Below are 25,885 nucleotides of genomic sequence, written 5' to 3'. Positions count from 1 at the left end.
GCTTGGTATCTTGCGGTCGTGGGCGATCCGTCACCAACCGCCGAGGCCGAGCTGGGCCTGGTCGACCTGGAGGTCGCGTTCACCCGGGCGCTGGGCACGATGTGGATGGCGTTCCAGCCGATCGTCGTCGCCAGCACCCACCAACGGTTCGGCTACGAGGCGCTCATGCGCTCGCGCGACCCGCAGCTGCCGCACGTCGGCGCCCTGCTCGACGCCGCCGAGCGGCTCGAGCGCACCTCGCAGCTCGGTCGCGCGGTCCGGGCCCAGGTGGCCTCGACCTTCGCGTCCGCGCCGGTCGAGCGCGGCGTGGTGTTCGTGAACCTGCACGCGCGCGATCTGTTCGACCCGACCCTGTCGTCGCCGTTCGCGCCGCTCACGCGCATGGCCCGACGCGTGGTCCTCGAGATCACCGAGCGCACCTCGCTCGACGGGATCGAAGGGCTCGGCGATCGCGTCGCCGAGCTGCGCGAGATCGGCTACGGCATCGCGGTCGACGATCTCGGCGGCGGCTTCAACCGCATGAACCACCTCACGCCGCTCGACACCGACTTCGTCAAGCTCGACATGTCGCTGGTGCGCGACGTCGACTCGCACCCGGTCAAGCAGCGGCTGGTGTCGTCGGTGGTCGGCGTGTGCAAGGACTCGGGCGTGCGCGTGATCGGCGAGGGCGTCGAGACCGCGGCCGAGGCCAAGATCCTCGCCGAGCTCGGCTGCGACTACCTCCAGGGCTATCTGATCGCGCGCCCGGCGGCGCCGTTCACCGATCCGCTCTGACGCGGTCGTTCGCGCGCCCGGCGGCGCCGTCCACCGGTCCGCGCTGACGCGTCCGTTCGAATCACGGCCGGCCCGCGCTTGTGCCACCGGGGCGCGGTGTACAGTCGCGGCACCAATCGCATCGTCACCGAGGAAGAGGAGAAGACCATGGAAGGGCTCGGACCCATCATGGCCATTGGCTCGACGGCCATGGCCGGTATTTACGCGATCCCGATGTTCATCGTGCTCGGGTATCTGTTCATCCTGCTCGATCGCCGCGAGGACCGGCCGAGCAAGGACGACAAGCAGATCGGCACCAAGCTGGTCGCCTGGCAGCTCATCCTGATCGGCGCCCTGCTGGCGCTGATGGGCGTGTTCATGCTGCTCCAGTTCATCCTGGGCGGCTTCAAGAGTCCGGGCCCGTCGATCAAGGCCGCGATCACGCCGCTCGTGGTCGGCGCGGCGACCGTCGCCGGCTTCGCCCTCGGCATCCTGCCGCGCACCAACAACTCGACCCACTCGCAGATCGAGCGGTTCGCGATGGGCGCCCTCGGCTTCGTCGCCGGCCTCGCCGCGATCGGCGCGTTCTACATGCTCGTCGGCTCACTGGTGAACGGCGAGAAGTGGAACTCGATCTCGACCGCGCTGTCGGCGCTGATCGTCTCGGGCGGCGCGGCCGGCATCGCGCTGATGCGCCACGGCCAGCTCTCGGGCTGGACCGCGCCGGTGCGTCCGGCGGCGCCGATGGCGCCTCCCGGCGGCGGCTATCCGGGCGGCTACCCGCAGCAGGGTGGCGGCTATCCTCCGCAGCAGGGCGGCGGCTATCCTCCGCACCAGGGTGGCGGCGGCTATCCTCCCCAGGGCGGCGGCGGCTATCCTCCCCAGCAGGGTGGCGGCGGCTATCCTCCTCAGGGTGGTGGCGGCGGCTATCCTCCCCAGGGTGGCGGCGGCTACGGCCGCTAGCGTCACTCGACGGTGAAGACGCGAGGCCGGTTCGCCGGCCTCGCGGCGTTTTCGGTCCCCATCGCCTCGCTCGGGCTCCGACCTGGTGCGGTCGGGGCGCGGCAGATGGCGCCGTGTATCGCTGCGATCGGTGTGCGGCGCGGCGGGCGCTCGTCGCCGACGCGCAAGCGCGGACGCGCGGTGCCACGCGACGGGTGTCGGGGCGGCCCCCCGGTGGGCTGGGATCCCACTGCACCGTCGTCGCCGACGGCGCCCGCGCCCTGCTCACCTGCGACCAGACCCTCTGGGCCGTCGAGACCGACGGGCCCTGCGCGCGCGCGACGCCACCTAGAGCGCGCGCAGGTCGAACGCGTACAGGACGCCGCGGTTCGACAGCACGTACAGGTCGCGATCGTCGATGACCACCGGGTCGGCCGAGACGCCGTCGCCGGGATCGAAGTACTCGAGCACGCTGCCGGTGCGCTTGTCGGCCACGTAGATGCCGGCGTCGGTCAGCGCGTAGATCAGGTAGTCGCCGGCGACCTGGGGCGTGGCCGGCTCGCCGGCGCCGCGGGTGCCGTGGCGCCAGAGCACGTTGCCGCTGAGGTCGAGCGCGTAGACGCCGAGATCGGCGGCCGCGACGTACAGGCGCTCGCCGTCGAGCGCGAGCCCGCCGACCGCGCCGCTGCCGCCGTCCTGCCGGGCCGAGGCCGAGCCGACCAGCGGGGTCCGCCAGCGGACCAGGCCGGTCTGCTGGTCGATCGACCAGACGCCGCCCGACGACGACGTCACGTACAGCGAGGTCGCGTCGAGCACCGGGGTCGCGTCGACGTCGACGAAGCGATCGGCGTCGCCGGTCAGCGTGGTCAGCCACGCGACCGAGCCGGTGCGCGCCCGCAGCGCCACGAGCGTGCCGTTGGCGAAGCCGGTGAACACCAGCTCGCCGCTCGCGACCACGCCGGCGTGGCCGCGCAGCGTGTACTCCTCGGGGGTCTCGGCCTTGTACTGCCAGCGGAACGCGCCGGTGACCGCGTCGAGCGCGATCACCTGATCGGCCTCGTTCGAGAACACGACGACCGCGTCGGCCGGATCGTTCGGCAGCGCCCGCACGTCGAGCACCACCGGCGACTCGAGGATGGCGCCCTTGGTCGTGTACTTCCAGAGCACCTTGCCGGTGTCGAGCTCGACCGACATCAGCTCGCCGTCGTCGGTGCCGACGAACAGGCGATCGCCGACGATCGTCGGGCGCGAGCTGATCGCGCCGAGCTGCTTGCTCCACCGGACCCGGCCGTCGAGCGCGCGGACCGACACGAACAGCCCGCCGGCGGAGCCGCCGAACACGTTCTCGGCCGAGGTCGCGACGCCAGCGAACTCCTGCGGGCTGACGTCGGTCGAGCGATCGCTCGTGACCAGCGTCCAGCGCACGCGCAGCGCCGCGGCCCGGCCCGGGTCGTCGGCGACGTGGGTCGTCGGCCGCAGCGTCGAGCACGCGCCGCCGATCAGCCCCAGGCCGATCAGCCCGATGCCCCGCCCGATGCCCCGGGTGCGGGTCACGGCGTGACGAGCTCCGGCGTCGGCGCCTCCGGCACCGGCGCGCCCAGCACCGCGAGGCGGTTCTCGATGTCCTGCTTGAGCATCGAGTCGGGGGCGACGCTCAGCGCGCGCGTCAGCGGCGCGACCGCCTCGCTCGGCTTGCCGAGCGCCTCGAGCACGCGGGCCTCGTGGAACAGCGCGTAGTCGCGCCGCGCGCCCTTGTCGTCGGGCTGCACCGCGCGGAACGCGGCGAGCGCCTCCTCGAGCAGCCGCTGGCGCATGGCCGGGTCGGTCGCGGCCGCGGCCTGGGTCTCGAGCGTGATGCCGACGCCCTCGCGCGCCAGCACCGCGTCGTCGCTCGTGCCGTTGCCGACCTTGCGGAACGCCGCGAGCGCGGCGTCGAGCTTGCCGGCGGTCAGCAGCAGGTTCGCCTCGTAGACCGCGGCGGCGCCGCGGGCGCGCCCGGCCTTGGCGATCGCCGCGGCCGTGGCCTCGGCGCGCTCGCCGTAGGTCTTCCAGGACGGCTCGCCGTCGGCGGGCGCCGCGCTGCTGGCGTCCTCGGGCTTGACCGCCCGATCGCCCAGCTCGAGGCCGCGGACCAGGACGGTCGTCGCCTTCTCTTCCTGCGTGTGCTTGTACCAGCGGTAGCTGTAGTACACGACGATCACGACGACCAGCGCACCGGCGCCGGCGGCGATCTTCTTCACGTGCGGCATCAATCGATCGGTGATCGAGTCCCCGCCGATGTGCACGGCGGTGACGGAGATGCCAGGGGTGGGGTCAGCGTCTTTGGTGGCCACGGGGTCCTCGTCGAAACGAGCCGGCTGTGTAGCACCCGGGTCATTGCGGCGTCAATTCAGGCGGTTCGACCTGCGGCCTGGCCAGGCGGTTGCCTCGTGCCGGTGTTTCGCGTAACGGATCGTGGATGCGCACGCTCGCGTCGCTGCTCGCGGTCGCCGCGATCCTGGTCCGGGGGCCGGCCCGCGCCGACGACAGCGAGCGCGCGGCGTCGGTGTCGGCCGGCTTCGCCACGTACGCGACGCCGGACGCCAAGATGGAGGAGACGCTGACGCCGACCGCCGGGCTGGCGCTGGCCGCGACCTACGAGCGGGCGCTGGGCGCCGAGGTGTCGTGGCGGACCGATCTGGTCGTGGCCGGCTACCTCGGCGGCGGCGCGGCGCTCACCGGCCAGGCCACGGTCGGCCTCGTCTACCGCATCGACATCCTCAAGTACGTGCCGTACGTCGATCTCGGCGTCGGTGGCCTGGTCCGCGCCGGCGGGCCGTTCACGACCGGCGTCGAGCCGGCGCTGCGGATCGGCGCCGGGATCGATCTGCTGCGGAGCCGGGCCCGGTCGGTCGGCCTGGCGGCGGCCGTGACCTCGTTCGCCAGCGACACCACGACCGTGACGGTCGCGGTGCGCTCGACCTGGCGCTGGGGATACTTCTGACGCCAATCGGGGCCGGTCCCTGAGAAATCAGGGGCCTGCCTGCGCTCCCAGGGCCGCGTATTGGCCTTGACCCCCTGGGGTTCGGCGCATATGGTCCCGCGCTAGTAGGACATCTAAGTGGACTGGCTGGACATCTCGACCCTCGCAACCGCGCCCGCTCCCCGGGTCCGGGCCGATCGTCGTCGAGGCTCTGGTCCCGCATCCTCGGGCGATCGACCTGCCGATCGCTCTCGTCACCTCGTCCACCGCAGCGCCCGTCGTCGGGCCGCCGCCTCCCCCCACCACCCAGGCGCGCGCCGGGTGGCTCGACGCGATCGTGGCGTCGTGGGGGAGCGGGCCGCCCGACGCATGGCAGGTTGTGATCGCGCCCGGTGGGCCCTCGCTCTCTCGGAACAGCACCCATGTCGAACCCGTCTGTCACCTCCGGCCCCGATACCGCGGGCCCCGATCCCGCCCTCCTAGCTTCCCTGCCCGCGACCGAAGGCGACGCTGAGCCCGGCGCCGCCGCCGCCCCCGCCGCCCCGCCTGAGCTGCTGTTCGCCGATCTCGGGCTGCCCCGCGACGTGCAGGCGGCGCTCGACGACATGGGCTACCTGCACCCGACGCCGGTGCAGTCGGCGGTCTACGCGCCGGTCGTCGCCGGCAAGGACCTGATGGTCCAGTCGCGCACCGGCACCGGCAAGACCACCGCGTTCGGCCTGCCGATCGTGTCGTCGGTCGACGCCGCCGTGCGCGCGCCCCAGGCGATCGTCCTGACCCCGACCCGCGAGCTGGCGCTGCAGGTGTGCCGCGAGCTGGCGCAGCTCGGCAAGCACAAGGGCCTGTCGATCGTCCCGATCTACGGCGGCGCGCCGATCCCCAAGCAGATCACCCAGCTCAAGGAGGGCGTGCACATCGTCGTCGGCACGCCCGGCCGCGTGCTCGATCACATCAGCCGCCGCACCCTCGATCTCAAGCAGATCCGGTTCTTCGTCCTCGACGAGTGCGACGAGATGCTGTCGATGGGCTTCCTCGAGGACATCGATCGGATCGCCTCGCACACGCCCAAGACCAAGCAGACCCTGCTGTTCTCGGCGACGATGCCCAACGAGGTCGTCCGCTACTCCAAGCGGCAGATGCGCGAGCCCGAGCAGATCGCGCTGTCGAGCGGCAACATCTCGGTCGCCGAGATCCACCACGCCTACTACATCGTCAGCGGCATCGCCCGCGCCCGCGACCTCTTGCGCGTGATCGTCAGCGAGCAGCCCGAGAGCGCGATCGTCTTCTGCAACACCCGCGACGAGACCGGCATGGTCGCGCGGTTCCTGCAGAAGCAGGGCCTCGACGCCGAGCCGCTGTCGAGCGATCTGTCGCAGTCCGATCGCGAGCGCGTGATGAAGCGCATGCGCGACAAGAACCTGAAGTACCTGGTCGCGACCGACGTGGCCGCGCGCGGCATCGACATCACCGAGCTGTCGCACGTCATCAACTTCAGCTTCCCCGACTCGGCCGAGGTCTACGTCCACCGCACCGGCCGCACCGGCCGCGCCGGCAAGAAGGGCACCGCGCTGTCGCTGATCGGCCCGCGCGAGCTGTCGTCGTTCTGGTACCTGCGCGTGCTCTACAAGATCCAGCCCGAGGAGCGCGACCTGCCGCCGATGTCGGTGCTCGAGGGCGTGCTCAAGACGCCCCTGCCCCGCGTCGGCGCGCCGCCGCCGCCCGACCCGCTGCTCGCCGTGCGCGGCCTGGTCAGCGGCGAGGCGACCGAGGAGTACCTCGAGCTCACCAAGCGGCTCCTGGCCGAGCCCGACGGCGAGCAGATCGTCGCCCTGCTGATCGGCACCCGCCTCGACGAGATCAAGGCCGAGAAGGCCGCGACCAGCGCCGCCGCCGAGGCCGCGCGCCTCGAGCGCGAGGCCCGCGTCCGCGAGGAGCGCGGTGGCGACGACGATCGCTTCGGCGACCGCCCGCGCTTCGGCGACCGTGACCGTGGCCCGCGCTTCGGCGACCGCGACCGCGGCCCCCGCGACCGTGACCGTGGCCCCCGCTTCGGCGGCGACCGCGACCGCGGCGACCGCGGCCCCCGCTTCGGCGACCGCGACCGCGGCCCCCGCTTCGGCGACCGCCGCCCCGAGGGCGAGGAGCCCGTCGCGCCCGTCGCGCCCGTCGCGCTAGTCGAGCTGATCGAGGCGGCGCCGCCGGTGGTCGACGCGGTCAGCGAGGTCCGCGAGGAGCGGCCCGCGCGCAGCCCGCGTCGGTTCGATCGCGACGACCGCGGCCCGCGCCGCGAGCGCGACGACCGCGGCGAGCGTGACGACCGTCCGCGCGAGGAGCGCCCGGCCCGCGACGACCGTCCGCGCGACGACCGCCCGGCTCGTGACGAGCGTCCGCGCGATGAGGTCGTGGCCCGGGATGACCGTCCCCGCGACGATCGTCCGGCCCGTGACGACCGTGGCCCGCGTCGCGACGACCGTCCGGCGCGTGAGGATCGCCCGGCCCGCGACGACCGTCCCCGCGACGACCGTCCCCGCGACGACCGTCCGGCGCGTGAGGATCGCCCGGCCCGCGACGACCGTCCCCGCGACGACCGTCCGGCGCGTGAGGATCGCCCGGCCCGCGACGACCGTCCCCGCGACGACCGTCCGGCGCGTGAGGATCGCCCGGCCCGTGACGACCGTCCCCGCGACGACCGTCCGGCGCGTGAGGATCGCCCGGCCCGTGACGACCGTCCCCGCGACGACCGTCCGGCGCGTGAGGATCGCCCGGCCCGTGACGACCGTCCCCGCGACGACCGTCCGGCGCGTGAGGATCGCCCGGCCCGCGACGACCGTCCGCGCGACGACCGTCCGGCGCGTGAGGATCGCCCGGCCCGCGACGACCGTCCGCGCGACGACCGTCCGGCGCGTGAGGATCGCCCGGCCCGCGACGACCGCCCGCGCGACGACCCTCCGGCGCGTGAGGATCGCCCCGCCCGCGACGAGCGTCCGGCCCGCGACGACCGTCCGGCCCGTGACGAGCGTCCGGCCCGCGACGAGCGTCCCCGCGACGACCGTCCGGCGCGTGAGGATCGCCCCGCCCGTGACGAGCGTCCGGCCCGCGACGAGCGCCCGGCCCGTGAGGATCGCCCCGCCCGCGACGAGCGTCCGGCCCGCGACGAGGCGCCCCGCGCTGCGTCGAGCAACCACGACCGCAAGCCCAAGAACGGCGCACCGGCCACCGCCCCGGTCGATCAGCGCGACTTCTGGGAGACCTGGGCCGACGAGAAGTCGACCCGAGCCCCGGCCGAGGCCCGCGACGAGCGTCCGGCCCGCGACGAGCGTCCGGCCCGCGACGAGCGTCCGGCCCGCGACGAGCGTCCGGCCCGCGACGAGCGTCCGGCCCGCGACGAGCGTCCGGCCCGCAGCGAGCGCTCGGCCCGCGGCGAGCGTCCGGCCCGCGGCGAGCGCAAGCACGAGGCGAAGGCGGAGCCCGCCGTCGAACCCGCGGTCGAGGCCGAGGCGGACGCCGACGCCAAGCCGGCCCGCGCGGCCCGCAGCGAGCGTCCGGCTCGCGGCGAGCGCGCGCGCAAGTCCGAGCCCGCCCCGGCGGCTGCGGTCACCGCCGAGCCCGGCGCCCAGGTGCGGATCCACGTGAACCTCGGCAAGAAGCACGGGCTGTCGGCGGACGACGTCCGCAAGCTGCTCGGTGACGCGGCGGGCATCGCCGCCACCGATCTCGGCTCGGTCGCGATGCGCGACACCTACTGCCACGTCCGGGTGCCGGCGCCGGTGGCCGAGAAGATCATCGCCACGGTGAACGGCCAGGCCCACGGCGACACGATCATCAAGGTCGAGCTCGCCCACGCCTGAGGCAGCGCCCCGCGATGGGGCGTGATGTCGACGCGACGGGCAGGCCACGCGCCTGCCCGTCGGCATTTTCGGGCCCGACGAGGACGCATCGCGAGTTCGGCTCGGCCAGCCCGCCCCGAGCCCGGCGCCCCGGCGACGGCGGTCGCTCGACCGCAGACCACCGTCGCTGGCTTGACGACTGAACGCTTGTTCCGTAGGGTGTCGCCCGCATGCCGCGCCCGCCCGTCGTCCGCGCACCCAGCCAGCCCGACGCCATCGTGGTCGAGGGCGCCCGCGAGCACAACCTCAAGGTCGACCGCCTCGAGATCCCCAAGCACCAGCTCGTCGTCATCACCGGTCCGTCGGGCTCGGGCAAGTCGAGCATGGCGTTCGACACGCTCTACGCCGAGGGCCAGCGCCGCTACGTCGAGTCGCTCTCGGCCTACGCCCGCCAGTTCCTCGGGCAGATGGAGAAGCCGAAGTACGAGCGCATCAGCGGGCTGTCGCCGACGATCGCGATCCAGCAGAAGAGCGCGGCGTCGAACCCGCGCTCGACCGTCGGCACGATCACCGAGATCTACGACTACCTGCGCGTGCTCTACGCCCGCGCCGGCGAGCAGCGCTGCCACCAGTGCGGCGGCGCCGTCGCCAAGCGCTCGGCGGCCGAGGTCGTCGACGAGCTGGCCACGCTGCCGGCCAGGACCCAGGTCACGCTGCTCGCGCCCAAGGCCGACAACCGCAAGGGCGAGTTCCGCGAGCTGATCGCCGACGCCCGCAAGGCCGGGTTCGTGCGCGTGCGCATCGACGGCATGATCGTCCGGCTCGAGGACGTCGAGGCGCTCGAGAAGCAGAAGAAGCACACGATCGAGCTGGTCATCGACCGGGTCTCGATCACCGCCGGCGATCGCGGCCGCCTGACCGACTCGGTCGAGACCGCGCTGCGCGAGGGCAAGGGCAAGCTGATCGCCGACGTCGCCGGCGAGCGCACGCCCCGGGTCTACTCCGAGGACAACAGCTGCCCGACCTGCGGCATCGGCTTCCCCGAGCTGTCGCCGCAGTCGTTCTCGTTCAACTCGCCGCTCGGCATGTGCGTCGCGTGCAACGGCCTCGGCGAGAAGCTCCAGGCCGACCCCGAGCTGATCGTCCCCGACCCGACCAAGAGCATCAACGGCGGCGCGGTCGCCGTCTGGCGCGACAGCGTCGGCAAGGACGCCGGTTGGACCGCCAACATCGTCAAGGCCATCGCCAAGGCGTTCAAGATCGATCTCGACAAGCCCTGGGCCAAGCTCGGCGACAAGGCCCGCGAGATCCTGCTCTACGGCACCGGCGACAAGCGGGTCGCGGTCGAGTGGCAGGGCCGGCACTCGTCGGGCGCGTGGGACATGAAGTTCGAGGGCATCCTGCCGCAGCTCGAGCGCCGCCACCGCGAGTCGTCGAGCGATCGGGTCCGGGCCCACTACGAGTCGTTCTTCCGCGCGATCGCGTGCGCGACCTGCGCCGGCACGCGCCTGCGGCCCGAGTCCCGCGCGGTCCTGGTCGGCGACCGCGGCGTCGTCGACGTCACCTGCACGACCGTGCGCCAGGCCTACGACTTCATCGGCGGGCTCAAGCTGGCCGGCACCCGGGCCCAGATCGCCGGCGAGGTGCTCAAGGAGATCAAGAACCGGCTGACGTTCCTGCTCGACGTCGGGCTCGAGTACCTGACCCTCGACCGGCCGGCCGGGTCGCTCTCGGGCGGCGAGGCCCAGCGCATCCGCCTGGCGTCGCAGCTCGGCAGCGAGCTGTCGGGCGTGCTGTACGTGCTCGACGAGCCGTCGATCGGGCTGCACCAGCGCGACAACGAGCGGCTGATCCGCACGCTCCACCGCCTCCGCGACCTCGGCAACACCGTGCTCGTGGTCGAGCACGACGAGGCCACGATGGAGGCCGCCGACTGGGTGATCGACTTCGGCCCCGGCGCCGGCCGCCACGGCGGCGAGGTCATCGCCGAGGGCACGCCGGCGCAGGTCAAGGCGACCGCGGCGTCGGTGACCGGTCGGTTCCTGGCCGGCACCGAGTCGATCGCGGTGCCCACCACCCGCCGGACCGGCAAGGGCGCGATCGAGCTGCGCGGCGCCCGCGAGCACAACCTGAAGAACGTCGACGTCACGATCCCGCTGGGCGTGATGGTCGCGATCACCGGCGTGTCGGGCGCGGGCAAGTCGTCGCTGATCAACGCGACCCTGTACCCCGCCCTCGCCCGCCAGCTCCACAAGAGCCTCGACCGGGTCGGGCCCCACGACTCGCTCACCGGCCTCGACCTGATCGACAAGGTCATCGTGATCGATCAGAAGCCGATCGGCCGGACCCCGCGCTCGAACCCGGCCACGTACACCAAGGCGTTCGATCTGGTGCGCGAGCTCTACGCCGAGATGCCGACCGCCAAGACCTACGGCTACGGGCCTGGGCGGTTCTCGTTCAACGTCACCGCCAAGCAGGGCGGCGGCCGGTGCGAGGCGTGCGAGGGCGCGGGCATGCGCGAGGTCGAGATGCACTTCCTGCCCAACGTCTTCGTCACGTGCGAGGTGTGCAAGGGCAAGCGCTACAACGAGGCCACGCTGCGGGTCCTCTACAAGGACAAGTCGATCGCCGACATGCTCGACACGCCGGTCGACGAGGCGCTCGAGCTGTTCCGCCACCACCGCCAGCTCGGGCGGATCATGCAGACGATGGTCGACGTCGGCCTCGGCTACCTGGCGCTCGGCCAGGCGGCGACGACCCTGTCGGGCGGCGAGGCCCAGCGCATCAAGCTGGCGCGCGAGCTGGCCCGGGTCCAGACCGGGCGCACGCTGTACCTGCTCGACGAGCCCACCACCGGCCTGCACTTCGGCGACGTGCGCCGGCTGCTCGAGGTGCTGGCGCGGCTGGTCGAGGCCGGCAACAGCGTGCTGGTGATCGAGCACAACCTCGACGTCATCAAGACCGCGGACTGGGTCATCGACCTCGGCCCCGAGGGTGGCGCCGCCGGCGGCGAGGTGATCGCGGCCGGCACGCCCGAGGAGGTGGCCGCGATCGAGGCCAGCCACACCGGCCGGTTCCTGCGCCCGATGATCAAGCCGGCCCGCGCGAGGCGCGGTGGCGCGCGCGCCTGCCCCCCCCCCCCCCCCCCCCCCCCCCCCCGGCCGGCTCCGGCTCCGGCTCCGCGTCCGGCTCCGGGGCCCGTCAGCGCTTCTTCTTGGGCTTGTGGTGCGAGACGCCCAGGGACGGGCGCGCGCCGGCGGGCTTGCGCTTGCCGGCCTTGGGGTTGGCCTTGGCGACCGCCTTGCCGGCGCGCTCGCGGCGCGCCAGTTCCAGCCGGGTCGGCCCGGTCCGGGCCGGCGGCGCGTCGTCGGTGGGGGCGGTCTCGCGGCGGCGGCGCGGGGGCGGGGTGGCGGCGCCGGGCAGCACCTCGCGGCCGCGGGTGGTCGCGCCCTCGGCCGCGCCGGTCGCGCCGGTCACCAGCTTCAGCTCGATCCGGCGCCGGGCCACCGACACGTCGATCAGCTCGACCGTGACCGCGTCGCCCATCGCCAGGCTGAAGCCCGAGCGGCGCGCGCGCAGCCGCAGCCGGGCCTCGTCGTAGCCGATGTCGTGGCCCAGCGACTCGAGCTTGATCAGGCCCTCGACGAACGGCGCGTCGAGCTCGACGAAGGCGCCGAAGCTGGTGACCGCCGAGACCGCGCCGGTGAAGCGCTCGCCGATCTGATCGCGCACCAGGTACGCGCGGTACATCGCCACCGCCTCGCGCTCGGCCTCCATCGCGCGGCGCTCGTGGCCGCTGGCGCCGGCGGCCAGCTCGGCCAGGCGCTCGATCGGCGGCGGCGGCTCGCGGTAGGCGCCGCCCGCGGGCAGGCCGTCCTTGTGCAAGTAGTGCTTGAGCAGCCGGTGGACCAGCAGGTCGGGGTAGCGCCGGATCGGCGACGTGAAGTGGACGTAGTCGCCCGAGGCCAGGCCGAAGTGGCCGATCGGCACGGTGTCCCAGACCGCCTGCTTGAGCGAGCGCAGCACCAGGAACGACAGCGACCGGGCCGCGTTCGTGGTCGCGACCAGGTCGAGCACCTGCTTCATGCCCAGCGGCGTCAGCGCGGCGTCGACGTCGACCGGCAGCCCGAGCCCGCCCAGGATCGCGGCGAGCTCCTCGACCCGCTCGCGGCTCGGCGGCGCGTGCACGCGCCACACCGTCGGCGCGTTGCGCTTGCGGAAGAACCGGCCGACCGCCTCGTTGGCGCCGATCATGAACTCCTCGACCAGCTGGTACGCGCCCTTGACGTCGGCGTCGCCCTTGGCGCGGACGACGTCGCGCACCAGCCGCGGATCGTCAGCGTCGAGGATGACCTTGGCCTCGGGCAGATCCAGATCGAGCGTGCCGCGGGCCCGGCGCTGGGCGCGCAGGGTCTGGGCCAGGGTGTTGAGCCGCACGAGCTCGGCGTGCCACGGCCGGTAGGCCTCGCGCCGGCCGCGGAAGTCCTCGCGCAGGGCCGCGGCCACGCCCGGGTAGTCGAGCCGGGCCTGGGACCGGATCACCGCCGCGGCGTAGCTCTCGCCGACCAGCTGCGCGTCGGCGTCGTAGTCGAGCCGCACGACCATCGCGCAGCGATCGACGTCGGGCAAGAGCGAGCAGATCTGGCTCGAGAGCTGGTGCGGCAGCATCGGGATGACGCGATCGGGCAGGTAGACCGACACGCCGCGCAGCGTCGACTCGCGATCGAGCGCGTCGTCCCAGCGCACGTAGTGCGAGACGTCGGCGACCGCGATCCAGACCCGGGTGCCACCGTCGGGGCCGTCCTCGATGCACAGCGCGTCGTCGAAGTCGCGCGCGGTCTCGGGATCGATCGTGCAGAACCGGCGATCGCGCAGGTCGATGCGATCGGCCAGGTCGTCGGGGCCGACCTGCTGCGGCGTGGCGACCGCCTGGGCCAGCGCCGCCGCCGGGAACTCGAGCGGCAGCGCCGCGCACGCGAGGATCTTCTCGATCTCGGTGCGGGGATCGTCGGGGTCGCCCAGGACCTTGAGCACCCGAGCCGCGACGTCGCGGCTGCCCGGCGCCGGGTAGCGGGTGATCTCGACCACGACCGCCTGGCCCTCGGCCGACGGCGAGCCGCCGTCGATCGGCACCTGGCCGAAGTCGGCGGCGACGCGCGGGTCGTCGGGCTCGAGGTAGATGCGCCGGCCGCTGACCCGCAGCACGCCGGTGAGGCGAGCGCGGCCGCGGGCGATCACCTCGATCACCTGGCCCTCGACGCCCTTGATCCCGACCCAGGTCGTGACCCGCACCTGATCGCCGTCGATCGAGCCGCCGCGGTACTTGGCCGGGACGAACACGTCGCGGCCGTCGGGCAGCCCGACGAAGCCGTAGCCGGCGGGGTGCACGGTGATGCGGCCGGTGGGGGCGTCGTCGCTGGCCTCGACCGGCGGTGCGGTCGGGCGCGCGGCGCGTCGGGGCGCGGGCGGCGCCGTGTCCGCCGGCGGTGCCTTGGACGTCCGGCGGGACCGAGGCGCGGGCGGCGCCGCGTCGACCGGCGCCGGCGCGTCCTGCCACGGCAGCCCGGGCCGGGCCTTCTTGTCGGCGGTGCGGCCGTGCGGCGCGAGGCCGAACCCGCCGCCCGGCAGCGCCCGCACCAGGCCCTCGGCGACCATCGTCGCCAGGACCGCGCGCATGTGGGCGTAGTCGACCTTGCGGGCGCCGATGGCGTCGGCGAGGGCCGTGAACTTGATGCCATGGGTCACCGCCGTGCGGAGCCCCTCGAGAATATCGTCGCGTTCGATCGTCATTTCGTCAGACCTTTGTCGGAGGCGGACCTGCGCGCAGATCCGCGGGAGAAGGGGTGGGCCGGCGCGTCGACAGGTCGAGCGCGCGGGCGGTGCGGCGGCGGCCGGAGATGGCGCGCGCTACTTGAGCGCGCGCACGATCCCGTCGTCACCCGCCAGGTAGATCGTGCCGTCGCTGCCGATGATCGGCGCGCTGTCGAGGTCACCGGCGATCGCGATCGTCCACAGCAGCACGCCGCTGGGATCGACCGCGTACAGGCGCTCGTCCTGGGCGCCGACCAGGATCACCCCGTTGGCGGCGACCACCGGCGCGGCGTGGATCTTGTCGGCGGCGGCCAGGCGCCAGACCACCTGCCCGGTCGGCGCCAGCGCGTACAGGTGGTGGTCGTAGCTGCCGACGTAGATCGTGCCGTCGGGCGCGATCGCGACCGCGCCGCGGACATCGCCGCCGACCAACGTCTTCCACGCCAGCGTGCCGTCGGACCGCAGCGCGTAGAGCGCGTCGTCGTCGTTGCCGGCGTAGATCGTGCCGTCGTCGCCGATCACCGGCGCCGCGTCGAAGTCGCTGCCGGCCCGGAACTCCCAGCGCTTGCTGCCGTCGGGCGCCAGCGCGTAGAGCGCGTCGTCCTGGCCGCCCGCGTAGATCGTGCCGTCGTCGGCCAGCGCCGGCGCGGTCGCGACGTGCTCGGCGGTCGCGAACCGCCACCGCAGCGTGCCGTCGGCCCAGACCGCGTGGACGCCGTCGCCGCCGAGGTAGATCGTGCCGTCGGCGCCGATCACCGGCCCGCCGTCGGCGTCGCAGCGCGAGCTCTCGGGGCCGAAGCCGTTGGGATCGCACTGGCCGATCCGCAGCGCCCACTTCTTGTGGCCGGCGGCGTCGACCGCGTACAGGTGATCGTCGTCGGAGCCGACGTAGATCGTGCCGTCGACCGCGACCGCGGGCGTGCTCCACGACCGCTCGCCCATGGCGAAGGTCCACGTGACCGCGCCGGTCGGATCGATCGCGGTCAGCGTCCCGGCGTGGGACGTCACGTAGAGCGTGCCGTCGGGGCCGAGCGTGGGCGCGCCGGTGACGGGCCCGCCGACCTCGACCCGCCAGAGCTCGGTCGGGGCCTTGCGCGGCGCCGGGCCGGCGGTGCGGCCGAGGTGGCGCGGACCGCCGCCGATCATCGCGAACGGCCGCGGGCCGATCACCGGCGCCACCGCGACGCCGCCGTCGCCGTCGCCGCCAGGCCCCGGGCGGGCGCCGGCGGTCCCCGGGGCGGGATCGACGCACGCGCCGGCGGAGCACACGCGCGCGCCCTTGCAGTCGGTGTCCTTCGCGCACGGGCTGGGCGACCGCGCCCGTCCGGCGCACGCGGCCACGACGGCGATCGGCACGGCTGCCCACCAGGTCCGCATCACGGGCCGACGCTACCAGACCGGCGCCGCGAGATCGTCGGGCCGCGGGGGCGGGGATCAGGTCGGTGCGCGCTCACGCCTTGGCGAGATCGTTCGAGAACCGCTCGGACAGCTTCTCGAAGTAGCGGCGGGTCTCTTCGAGGATCGCCGGATCTTGATCGGGGTACATGCGGATGCCGTGGGCGCCGCACGGATCGGTGGTCACCGGCCCCACCGGCAGGCCGCCGACGATGCCGGTGCGCTCGTGATAGAGCAGCGCGAGGACCTCGGCGTGGTTCTCGGGGACCAGGAACGTGCGGCGTCCGAGCTCGGGTCGGCCGTCCTTGAATCCTTCGATCAGCTTTGCCATGGGCCGTCCGCGTGGCGGACACTGCGAGAGTCTAACCCCACCGGGGGCGCTGTCAAAACAGTTCGGCGCGGTCCCGACGGGGCACGGCGCCGCCGTCGCGATCTCGGTCGACCGCGGGTATCGCGGGCGCGCAGCATTTGCGATCGTCGGCGGGTGATCACCGTCGAGTTCTGGTTCGACTTCTCGTGCCCGTACGCCTACCTGGCGTCGCGCGCGATCGAGGCCGTCTGCGCGCGGCCCGGCGTCCGGCTCGAGCTGGCGCCGATGCTGCTCGGGGGCGTGTTCCGCTCGATCGGGGCCGGGGACGGGCCGATGCCGACCCTGGCGCCGGCCAAGGCCCTGGCCAACGCCCGGGACATGGCGCGCTGGGCCGAGCGCCGCGGCGTGCCGCTGCACGTGCCGCCGCGCCACCCGCAGCGGACGGTGCGGGCGCTGCGGACGATGCTGGCGCTCCCGCCCGCGACCTGGCCGGCGGCGATGCACGCGCTCTACGCCGCGTACTGGGTCGACGGCGTCGACGTCACCGACGCGGCCGCGCTGGGCGGCGCGCTCACCGGCGCGGGGCTCGACGCCGACGTCGTCGCCGCGGCGCTGATCGCCGCCGACAGCGACGCGCGCAAGGACGAGCTGCGGGCCCGCACCGATCGCGCGGTGGCCCTGGGGATCTTCGGCGCGCCGGCGATGGTCGTGCGCCGCGGCGACGCGCCGCCGATCTTGCTGTGGGGCCAGGATCGCCTGCACTGGCTGACCGCGGTCCTCGACGGCTGGGCTCCCGACGGCGGGCCGCCGCCGCGGCAGGTGCCGGCCGATCCCGCCAGCGCGGCGCCACCGGCGGCGGCCGCGCCGGCGCTGGACTTCTGGTTCGACTACTCGTCGCCGTTCGCGTACCTCGGCGCCACCCAGATCGAGCGGGTCGCCGCCGCGGCCGGCGCCACCGTGCGCTACCGGCCGATGCTCCTGGGGGCGCTGTTCCGCGAGCTCGGCACCGCCGACGTGCCGCTCTTGCAGATGCCCGAGCCCAAGCGCCGCTACGTCGCGCGCGAGCTCGATCGCTGGGCCCGCTGGTGGGGCGTCGACTTCCGGTTCTCGAGCCGGTTCCCGCTGCGCACCGTCGCGCCGCTGCGGCTGACGCTGCTCGCCGGCGACCGCACCCCGGCGCTGGTGGCGCGGCTGTTCCGGGCTGCCTGGGTCGAGGACCGCGACGTCGGCGGCGCCGACGAGCTGCGCGCGCTGGCGGCCGAGGTCGGGCTCGATCCGGCGCTGGTCGATCGCACCAGCGAGCCGGCGGTGAAGCAGGCGCTGATCGCGTCGACGGCGGCGGCGACGGCCGCGGGCGTGTTCGGCGCGCCGACGACGATCGTGCACAGCGCCGCCGGGCCGCTGGCGTTCTGGGGCCAGGATCGCCTCGACCTGGTCGCGGCCGCGCTGCGCGGCTGGATCCCGGAGGCGCGATGACCGCCGCGATCGTCGCGACCGCGGCGTGCGCGCTGGCGGTGGCGCTGCTGGTGGCGGCCGAGCGCGCCGGCGATCGGCGCCGGCGGTTCCTGTGGAAGCCGCTGGCCTCGGCCGCGTTCGTCGCGCTGCCGCTGGTCGGCGGCGCCTTCGCCGACGGCGGCGACCGCACGCTCGCGGTCTGGATCGTCGTCGGCCTCGGGTTCGGCGCGCTCGGCGACGTCGCGCTCATGTTCGAGAGCGACCGCGGGTTCCTGGCCGGGCTGGTGGCGTTCCTGCTCGGCCACGTCGCCTACGTCGTCGGGCTGGCCCGGGTGACCGCGCCCGGCCACTGGCTCGACGGCGCGATGATCGGCGCGGCGCCGGCGGCGGTCGTCGCCGCGGGCGTGATCCTGCGCTGGCTGTGGCCGCGGCTCGGCCCGATGCGGATCCCGGTGATCGGCTACGTCGCGGTGATCACCGCGATGCTGATCGGCGGGCTGGCCGCGACCCTGGTCGACGGCGAGCGCGTGGCGATCCCGACCGCGCGGCACCTGCTGACCGCGGGCGCGGCGGCGTTCTTCGCCTCGGACCTGGCGGTCGCGCGCGAGAAGTTCATCGGGCGCGATCCATTGAATCGCACCCTGGGCCTGCCCGTGTACTACGGCGCCCAGCTGCTGTTCGCCTGGGCGCTGGTCGTCCGCTGAGCGACGCGGACGACCGGGTGCCTGGGCGCTGGTCGTCCGCTGAGCGACGCGGACGACCGGGTGCCCAGCGCGACGAAGCGCGACCGGCGCTACTTGGCGCGCGAGCCGCGCGCCTTGCGACGCTTGCGGTTGCGGCCGAGGCCCCGCTTCTTCGCGGCGGCCTTCTTCGCCTTGATCTTGCGACCCGTGAGCGAGCGATCGCGCTTGTACTTGGGGCGGTTCTTGAGCTTACTTTTCGAGCGTCCAGCAGCCACGGGCAACCTCGTTTGCGGTCCAGTTCGGAGGGCGGAGTCTAGTCAAGTCGCAGCCGGGGTCAAGCCCTGTAACCGCCCGAGCTGCAACCGCGTATAGTCTGCGGCCGAACGAGATGACGGCCGCCGACCTCATGACCCGCTACTGCGATGGCGACGCCGACGCATTCCGCGCCCTCCACCGCGAGGTCGCGCCCCGGCTCCTGGCCTACCTGACGGGCATGGCCCGCAGCCGCGCGGTCGCCGAGGACGTCCTCCAGGCGACCTTCCTGAAGGTGCACCGGGCCCGCGCCGCCTACGTCCGGGGCGCCGATCCCCTGCCCTGGATCTACGCCATCGCCCACCGGACCTTCCTCGACGAGGTCCGGCGCCGCAAGCGCGCCGCGGTGCCCACCGACGACGGCGAGGTGCCCGAGACCGCCGCGGCCATCACCGGCGAGGCCGCGACCGTGGCGGCCGAGCGGACCGAGGCCGATCCCGAGGTGACCCGGGCGGCGCTAGCGGCCCTGGCGCAGCTGCCGGAGGCCCAGCGCCAGGCGGTGGTGCTGACCAAGCTCGACGGCCGATCGGTGGCCGAGGCCGCGGCCATCGCCGGGACCACGCCCGGCGCCATGAAGGTGCGGGCCCACCGCGGCTACGAGGCCCTGCGCCGGATCTTGCGAGGTGCCTCGTGAACGACCCGCGCGAACCCCTCGACGGGCTCGACCTGGGCGGCGCCCCGCCGCCGCTGCCGGCCGAGCTCGCGGCCGAGCTGGACCACCTCGCCCCGGTCCGGCCCCGACGCCCGGCCCGCCAGGCCGCCGTGGTCGTGCTGGCCTCGCTGGGCTGGGCGGTGGCGATGGTCGGCCTCTTGACGGTGCGCCGGGACCTCGACGAGCTGCCCCGCACCTGGCTCTACGCCTACCTGGCCGCCTGGCTCATCGGGTTCGTGGTCCCGACGGTGCTGGTCGTGGTCCCCGGCCGGCGCGCGATGATGCCGCGCTGGGTGCCGGCCACGGCGATCGCCGCCGTCGCCACCGCCGGGTTCATCGTCGCCGGCCTGGCGCTGGCGCGGAGCGGGCCGTCGAGCCTGCACCGCGGGCTGGCGTCCTGGGCCGGGTGCCTGTCGACCGGCCTCGCGACCGCCCTGGTGCCGATCGCCCTGATGGCCCTGGCGCTCCGGGGCGCGGCGCCGACCGCGACCCGCCTCACCGCCGCGGCGATCGGCGCCGCCGCGGGCGCGATCGGCGGCTTCATGCTGCACCTGCACTGCCCGATCGCCGACGCGCTGCACGTGGGCGTCATCCACGGCGGCGTGGCGGTGCTGGCGGCGATCGGCGCCGCCGCCCTCCTGCCCCGCTGGCTCGCCGTCCGCTGAGCGCCAGCGCGATCCCGACCAGCGCCAGCGCGCCCAGCCCGCCGTCGGGCCCGGCGCCGCAGCCACCCGAGCTCGGCCGGCACAGCGGGCCGCTGCCGGTCGTCGCGCAGGCGTAGCCGTCGGGGCACGCGTCGTCGCCGCCGCACGCCACCGCGCACACGTCGAGCCCGCGATCGCACCGACCGCTGCGGCAGGCCGCGTCGTCGACGCACGCGCTGCCGAGCCGCCCGGGCGTCGGTCCGGGGTAGACGCAGCCGCCGTCGACGCACGCGCTGATCGGCGCCGGACACGGCGCCTCGGGCCCGCACGGCTGCGAGCAGAACTGGCTGGTGGCGTCGTCGGGCGCCGGCGCGCACAGCCGCGACTCGCAGGCGCCGTCGTCGGCGCAGGTCGCGCCCGGCGCGCCGCCGAGCGGACAGTCGAGATCGGGCGCCGCGCACCCAGGGGCGCAGGTGCCCTCGAGGCCGCATGGATCGCAGTCGGGGTCGACGGTGGCGCAGCCGGTCGCGCACGCGCCGTCGGCCGCGCACGGCCCGTCCCAGGCGGCGATGACCGTGGCGATCCACGCGCCCGCGCGGTCGACCCGGGCCAGCCGCGACGCCCCGGCGCAGCCGGCGTCGCCGGCGACCACCAGCGCCGCGATCGCGCCGACGGGATCAAGCGCCGGGCCGCCCGAGTCGCCGGCGCATGTGAACACGGGCCCGGTCGCCGCGGTGTACAGGAGCCCGGCGTCGTGGCCGACCACGGCGACCAGGCCACCGTGGCGCACGCCGCCCGACGCCGGCTGGTCGGCGACCTGCCGGCCGAAGCCGATCACCTGCACCTCGGCGAGCGCCGCGGCGTCGGTGGCGCGCACCGCCAGCGGCGCGACCTCGGCCGGCGCCGCGAGCCGCACCAGCGCGAGGTCGTCGGCGAGCTCGCCGGGCACGTAGGCCCGGTGGGCGTGCTGGGCCACGACCTCGAGGGTCTGGCGCCACGGCGCCGAGGCGCCGACCTGCACCTGGCCGCCGACGCCGAGACAGTGGGCCGCGGTCAGCACGACCCGCGGCGCGACCACCACGCCCGAGCACGGCCCGGCGCCGAGGTCGAGCATCACCACCGCGTCCGCGCCGCTGGGCTGGCCGCCGATCACGGCGTGGTCCGAGGACTCTGACGCGGGGACGGCGCACGCCAGGAATCCTGGCAGTGCCACGTGCGCAACAGCGACCCACCGCATCTGCCTCACTATGCCTCACCGCCGACGGTGAACGCATCTCGGGTGCACGATCGATGCAGCGACTGTGCGCGCTCTTACAGGCGGGTCGTTCGTCGACGGTGACGCGGCCCGGTCGTTCCGGGATTCGCGCACTTTCCCGCTTGCGCGGGCCAGAGTCCCGCGCGACCCTGCGGCATATGCCCGGGCAGGACGTGGACGTGCGCAGGCGACGCGCGAGGATGGCGGCGGGGACGCTGGCGCCGCTCGCGCCGCTGCCCGTGGTGGTGTTCGAGGCCCCGACCGGCGACGACCCCGACGCGCCCGAGCTGCCCGATCTGGCCGCCGAGGCGGTCGACGCCGACGGCGACGCGCTCGAGGCGCACCTGCTCGAGGTCGGCGCGCGCCGGTTCGGCATCAGCGCGTTCCGCCCCGGCCAGGCCCTGACCATCCGCAACGTCATGGCCGGCATCGACACGCTGGCGATCATGCCGACCGGCGCCGGCAAGTCGCTGTGCTACCAGCTGCCCGCGCTCGAGCTGCCGGGCGTGACGCTGGTGGTGTCGCCGCTGATCGCCCTGATGAAGGATCAGCACGACAAGCTGGTCGAGCTCGGCATCGACGTCGTGCGCCTCGACTCCACGATCACCCCGCGCGACGAGGCGATCGCGCTGGCGCGGCTGGCCGACGAGCGGCCGTGCATCGCCTACGTCACGCCCGAGCGGCTCGGCGATCCGCGGTTCCGCGAGCGCCTCGTCGGCGTCCACGTCGCGCTGTTCGTCGTCGACGAGGCCCACTGCATCTCGCAGTGGGGGCACGACTTCCGCCCGGCCTACCTGGGCCTGGGCGACGCGGTGCGCGCGCTGGGCCGACCGCCGGTGCTGGCGTTGACCGCGACCGCGCCGGCCAAGGTCAAGGACGACATCCTCGCGCAGCTCCGGATCGCCGACGCGGCGGTGGTCGACATCGGCCTGTCGCGCCCGAACCTGCGCTACTACGTGCTCAAGGCCGACAGCGAGCGCAAGAAGCAGGCGATCCTGCTGCGCATGCTCGACCGCCACAGCGGCTGCGGCATCATCTACGCGGCGACCGTCCGCGCGGTCGACGCGCTCGCCGACTTCCTGCACGAGCAGGGCATCGCGTGCGGCCGCTACCACGGCCGCATGCGCGCCAAGGATCGCGATCGGGTGCAGACCGCGTTCATGGAGCACAGCGACCCGCGCATCATGGTCGCCACCAACGCGTTCGGGCTCGGCGTCGACAAGCCCGACATCCGCTTCGTCATCCACTACAACTTCCCGGGCTCGCTCGAGAGCTACTACCAGGAGGCCGGCCGCGCCGGCCGCGACAGCCAGCCGGCCCACTGCATCCTGCTGTACCAGCCCGAGGACAAGCGCATCCAGAGCTTCTTCCTCGGGGGGCGCTACCCGACGCCGGAGCAGACCCAGGCGGTGGCGTCGGCGCTGGTCGACGCCTACCGCGCCGCCGCGGGCGCGCCGGTCACCGATCCGGACGAGCTGACCACGACGGTGCCGCTCAAGGTCATCGCGGCCGCGGCCCAGGCGCCGGCCAAGAAGGCCCGCGTGGTGCTGTCGTTCCTGAAGGAGATCGGCTTCGCCGCCGAGGCGCCGGGCCAGCAGTTCGCGCCGCTGGCCGCGGACCCGCCCAGCCTGACCGAGCTGGCTCGCGCGACCCGGCGCTACGAGCAGAAGCGCGCCCAGGACCGCGCCCGGCTGCAGGCGATCCTCAGATACACCCAGTCGCACCTGTGCCGGTCGCGCCTGCTCGTGACCTACTTCGGCTACACCGACGGGCCCGACTGCGGCGCCTGCGACAACTGCCAGCGGGCCGCGGGGCCCGCCCATACGGCGCCGCCGCCGGCGCGCATCGCCGCGGTGGCCGCGGTGCTGGCGGCCCGCCGGGCCGCGGCCGACGGCACCGACGCCGCGCCGACCGAGGCCGACGAGATGCTGGCGCGGCGCCGGGCCCAGCGCGGCCGCGCCCTCAAGATCGAGCGCGCCCGGACCCGGTTCGATCCGGTCGGCAAGGGCGACCTCGTCCGCCACGCCACCTGGGGCGACGGCGAGGTCGTGCGCGTGCTCGGCGACAGCGCGCTGACGTTCTTCCCCAGCCACGGCGAGAAGCTGCTCAAGCTGAGCTTCCTCGAGCGCGTCGCGCCCGACGCGCGCTGACCGGGCGGACGCGTGTTGACCGCGGACCGACGGGCCGCGCCCGACGCGCGCTCACCGACGGCCGGTTGCGCCCGACGCTGACCGACGGGCGGCCGCGCCCTGCCCCGCGCTGACCGACGCGCGGCCGGGGGTCAGAAGCGAACGGTCGCCTGGACCGTCGCGCCGCCGACCGTCGGGGCGATCGCGACCGGCGCCTCGCGGTGCGCCCGCACGCCGAGCACGTAGAGCGTGGCGCCGGCGGCGATCCCGACGCCGCCGGCGACGAAGCCGATCGTCGCGTTGCGCTGGGCGGCGCGGCCGTCGGCGTCGATCGCCGTCCAGGTCGCCGCCGCACAGGGCGCGGCGCACGCCTCGAGCTCGGCGGCGCGATCGCCGGCCGCACGCGCGAAGTACGCGCCGACGCCCAGCGCCACCACGCCGACGCCGACCGACGCGATCCCGGCGTAGCGCAGCGTGCGCCCGCCGCTGGCGCCCGCCGCGCTCGGCGGACCGAGCGGCAGTCCGTCGTTGGGGCCCGCGCCGCCGCCGCCCGCGCCGCCGGGGCCCGCGCCGCCGGGGCCCGCGCGGTCGGGCGGTGGCGGCTCGCCGGGCGTCCGCGCGACGCACGCCTCGGCGTCGGCGATGAACTCCTCGACCTTGGCGCGGTTGGGCGCGTCGGGGAGGTTGCGCAGGTAGCTGCGATACGCGGTGAGCGCGCCGGCGCAGTCGTCCTGCTTGCGCTCGGCCTGGGCGATGTTGAACAGCAACAGCGGCTCGCTGGTCAGCCGGTAGGCCTCCTTGAACGCCGTCGCAGCCTCGGCGTACTCGCCGAGATCGTAGTGGGCCTTGCCGGTGGCGAACAGCCGCTCGGCCAGCGCCTGGCCCTCCGGTGTGCCCGGGGCGGGCTGGGCGATCGCGGCGCTCGCCAGCGCCAGCGTCGCCGCGACGATCCAGCGGGTGTGGCTCATGGCGTGGCCCCGGACGGCTTGCGCTTGTGGAACGGATCGACCAGCGCGTCGTCGTCGGGGGTGCCGGTCCCGGCGCCCGAGCCCGGGCCGGCGCTCGCGCCGGTGGCGGCGCCGCTGCCGGTCGGCGGGCGCGGCGCCGTCGACCGCTCCGGGACCAGCGCGAGCTCGGTCTCGATCGCCTGCCCGCTGGTCACGATGAGCTGGCGACGCTCGCTGCGCATCCGGCGCGCGGTCACGACGAGCTCGTGCGCTCCGGGCGCGAGCGTGGCGCGGGCGACGCCGCGGACCAGCGGCTGCGGCGCGCCGTCGATCGTGACGACCGCGGCGCGCGCGCCCGTGACCTTGATGATCGCGGTGCCCGGCGCGGTCGCGATCGTCGCGGGCTCCTCGGGCGGCGGCGCGCTCGGCGGTGGCGCGGGCGCGGGCGGCGCGGCGGCCGATGAGCCCGCGGGGCTCGCCGCGCCGGCGCCGGAGCTGCCACCCGCCGTGAGGCCGACGACCGCCGCGACCGCCGCCGCGAGCACGAGCCCGGCGACGATCCAGCGGCCGCGGCTGGGCCGGGCCGCGGCCGTCCCGCCGCCGCTCAGCTCAGCCCCGCGCGTCGGGCGCGGCGCGAGCGTGACGTCCGGAGACACCGGCACGGCGGCGACGATCACGCCGGTCGCACCGACGGCCCCCGCCGCCGGCGCCGCGGTCGGCGCGCGCGAGATGCCCTTGGCCCGCCGTGGCCGCGCGCCGCCGGCGCCGAGCCGCGTCTCGGCTCGGCCGAACGCCGTCAGCCGCGTGCGGATGTCGTCGAGGCCGGGGCGCGCGTCCCGATCCTTGGCCAGCATCGACAGCACCAGCCCGTCGACCTCGGGCGGCAGATCGTCGAAGCCGTCGACGCTCGACGGCGCCGGCGGATCTTCGGTCAGGTGCTTGGTGATCACCACCATCGCGCTCTCGGACACGAACGGCAGCCGGCCGGTGAGGACCTCGAAGGTCATGCAGCCGAGCGCGTAGACGTCGGCGCGCGCGTCGATGTCCTCGCCGCGCGCCTGCTCGGGCGCGATGTAGCCGGGCGTGCCCATGAGCGCGCCGGTCTTGGTGCGCTTGATCCCCAGCGGCTCGCCGACCAGCTTGGCGATGCCGAAGTCGAGCAGCTTCACGCGCGGCGCCTCGCCGCGGACCTCGCACAGGAACACGTTGTCGGGCTTGAGGTCGCGGTGGACGATGCCGCGTTCGTGGGCGGCCGCGAGCGCCGCGACGACCTGCTCGAGGATCGGCAGCGCCTCCGCGAGCACGAGGCCGCCGTCGCGATCGATCCGCGCGGCCAGCGACTCGCCGCGCAGCCACTCCATCGCGAAGTAGCGGCGCCCGTCCGGCAGCGCCCCGAAGCTGAACACGTCGACGATGTTGGGGTGCCCGATCTGGTTGACCGCGCGCGCCTCGCCGAGGAACCGCTCGACCGCCTCGGGGTTCATCGACAGCTCGGCGCGCAGCAGCTTGATCGCCGCCTTCTTGCCGATGACCGGGTGCACGGCGCCGTAGACCGTGCCCATGCCGCCCTCGCCGATCTTGGCCTCGACCCGGTACTCGCCGACCATCGTGCCGGGCATGAGCGGCGCGGCGAACGGCCCGCCGTCGATGTCGGTGTTGGCGTCGGTGTCCTGGTCGGCGCCCGGCGTCGTGCGGCTCACCATGCCCGGGTGATCATACGCGATCAGCACGCGCGCGGTCGCGGCGCTCGGCACGGCGCCGGCGATCACCCGCTGGCGGACACCCGCCTACATCACCGCCCGCGAACG

The 25,885-nt window shown here is 74.7% G+C and carries 18 protein-coding genes; 10 read left to right on the top strand and 8 right to left on the bottom strand.

The window, feature by feature from the left end:
- Positions 1–18: 18 nt before the first annotated feature.
- Together IPL61_10740 and IPL61_10735 are read left to right on the top strand one after the other, a co-directional pair.
- Positions 19–774: an EAL domain-containing protein gene (locus IPL61_10740; GenBank protein MBK9031783.1), complete on the top strand. Its 756-nt coding sequence runs from the start codon at positions 19–21 to the stop codon at positions 772–774.
- 147 nt (positions 775–921) lie between these two features.
- Positions 922–1,716: a hypothetical protein gene (locus tag IPL61_10735; GenBank protein ID MBK9031782.1), complete on the top strand. Its 795-nt coding sequence runs from the start codon at positions 922–924 to the stop codon at positions 1,714–1,716.
- Positions 1,717–2,043: 327 nt separating this feature from the next.
- Here the strand turns inward: IPL61_10735 and IPL61_10730 are convergent, their stop codons facing one another.
- Positions 2,044–3,249, bottom strand: coding sequence for a PQQ-binding-like beta-propeller repeat protein (locus IPL61_10730; protein MBK9031781.1), 1,206 nt, complete (start codon positions 3,247–3,249; stop codon positions 2,044–2,046).
- On the bottom strand, positions 3,246–4,028 hold the full coding sequence (locus IPL61_10725) for a hypothetical protein (GenBank protein MBK9031780.1): 783 nt from the start codon (positions 4,026–4,028) through the stop codon (positions 3,246–3,248). Before IPL61_10725 ends, IPL61_10730 begins: the two co-directional genes overlap by 4 nt.
- Positions 4,029–4,153: 125 nt before the next feature.
- On the opposite strand from IPL61_10725, the gene IPL61_10720 reads away from it, so the two are divergent.
- The 3 genes from IPL61_10720 to uvrA all read left to right on the top strand — a co-directional run bounded on the left by IPL61_10720 (position 4,154) and on the right by uvrA (position 12,017).
- Positions 4,154–4,678: a hypothetical protein gene (locus IPL61_10720; GenBank protein ID MBK9031779.1), complete on the top strand. Its 525-nt coding sequence runs from the start codon at positions 4,154–4,156 to the stop codon at positions 4,676–4,678.
- Positions 4,679–5,079: 401 nt separating this feature from the next.
- Positions 5,080–8,505: a DEAD/DEAH box helicase gene (locus tag IPL61_10715; protein MBK9031778.1), complete on the top strand. Its 3,426-nt coding sequence runs from the start codon at positions 5,080–5,082 to the stop codon at positions 8,503–8,505.
- A 209-nt stretch (positions 8,506–8,714) separates the two neighbouring features.
- Entirely contained in the window at positions 8,715–12,017 is a 3,303-nt protein-coding gene (uvrA, locus tag IPL61_10710) for an excinuclease ABC subunit UvrA (GenBank protein ID MBK9031777.1), read from the top strand.
- A 2,374-nt stretch (positions 12,018–14,391) separates the two neighbouring features.
- Here uvrA and IPL61_10705 read toward each other — a convergent pair.
- Entirely contained in the window at positions 14,392–15,672 is a 1,281-nt protein-coding gene (locus IPL61_10705; protein MBK9031776.1) for a PQQ-like beta-propeller repeat protein, read from the bottom strand.
- Between the two features lie 73 nt (positions 15,673–15,745).
- On the bottom strand, positions 15,746–16,021 hold the full coding sequence (locus IPL61_10700) for a hypothetical protein (protein ID MBK9031775.1): 276 nt from the start codon (positions 16,019–16,021) through the stop codon (positions 15,746–15,748).
- A gap of 153 nt (positions 16,022–16,174) precedes the next feature.
- Between IPL61_10700 and IPL61_10695 the strand changes: the two genes are divergently transcribed.
- Positions 16,175–17,476, top strand: a complete 1,302-nt coding sequence (locus tag IPL61_10695; GenBank protein MBK9031774.1) for a 2-hydroxychromene-2-carboxylate isomerase — start codon at positions 16,175–16,177, stop codon at positions 17,474–17,476.
- Positions 17,473–18,159 (top strand): lysoplasmalogenase, encoded by a 687-nt coding sequence (locus tag IPL61_10690; protein ID MBK9031773.1) that lies wholly within the window; start codon positions 17,473–17,475, stop codon positions 18,157–18,159. Before IPL61_10695 ends, IPL61_10690 begins: the two co-directional genes overlap by 4 nt.
- Positions 18,160–18,248: 89 nt before the next feature.
- Here IPL61_10690 and IPL61_10685 read toward each other — a convergent pair whose 3' ends face one another.
- Complete coding sequence (locus IPL61_10685; protein ID MBK9031772.1) at positions 18,249–18,413, bottom strand: hypothetical protein; 165 nt, start codon at positions 18,411–18,413, stop codon at positions 18,249–18,251.
- Between the two features lie 113 nt (positions 18,414–18,526).
- Here IPL61_10685 and IPL61_10680 point away from each other — a divergent pair, with 113 nt between their 5' ends.
- Together IPL61_10680 and IPL61_10675 are read left to right on the top strand one after the other, a co-directional pair.
- On the top strand, positions 18,527–19,084 hold the full coding sequence (locus IPL61_10680; protein MBK9031771.1) for an RNA polymerase sigma factor: 558 nt from the start codon (positions 18,527–18,529) through the stop codon (positions 19,082–19,084).
- Complete coding sequence (locus IPL61_10675) at positions 19,081–19,767, top strand: DUF1109 family protein (GenBank protein ID MBK9031770.1); 687 nt, start codon at positions 19,081–19,083, stop codon at positions 19,765–19,767. The genes IPL61_10680 and IPL61_10675 overlap by 4 nt, the downstream gene beginning before the upstream one ends.
- Here the strand turns inward: IPL61_10675 and IPL61_10670 are convergent.
- Positions 19,691–20,959 (bottom strand): S1 family peptidase, encoded by a 1,269-nt coding sequence (locus IPL61_10670; GenBank protein MBK9031769.1) that lies wholly within the window; start codon positions 20,957–20,959, stop codon positions 19,691–19,693. The genes IPL61_10675 and IPL61_10670 overlap by 77 nt on opposite strands.
- Positions 20,960–21,201: 242 nt before the next feature.
- Here IPL61_10670 and IPL61_10665 point away from each other — a divergent pair, with 242 nt between their 5' ends.
- The gene (locus IPL61_10665; GenBank protein ID MBK9031768.1) at positions 21,202–23,151 is read left to right on the top strand and encodes a RecQ family ATP-dependent DNA helicase; all 1,950 of its coding nucleotides are present in this window, start codon (positions 21,202–21,204) and stop codon (positions 23,149–23,151) included.
- Between the two features lie 131 nt (positions 23,152–23,282).
- Here IPL61_10665 and IPL61_10660 read toward each other — a convergent pair whose 3' ends face one another.
- Positions 23,283–24,098: a tetratricopeptide repeat protein gene (locus IPL61_10660; protein ID MBK9031767.1), complete on the bottom strand. Its 816-nt coding sequence runs from the start codon at positions 24,096–24,098 to the stop codon at positions 23,283–23,285.
- Positions 24,095–25,780 carry a serine/threonine protein kinase gene (locus IPL61_10655; GenBank protein ID MBK9031766.1) on the bottom strand — a complete coding sequence of 562 codons (1,686 nt, stop codon included), beginning with the start codon at positions 25,778–25,780 and terminating at the stop codon, positions 24,095–24,097. Before IPL61_10655 ends, IPL61_10660 begins: the two co-directional genes overlap by 4 nt.
- Positions 25,781–25,885: the final 105 nt, after the last annotated feature.

The sequence above is a fragment of the Myxococcales bacterium genome (assembly GCA_016717005.1).
Classification (GTDB): domain Bacteria; phylum Myxococcota_A; class Polyangia; order Haliangiales; family Haliangiaceae; genus UBA2376.
The sequence above is the reverse complement of the archived record's forward strand: the minus strand, read 5'-3'. Positions and strand labels throughout refer to the sequence as shown.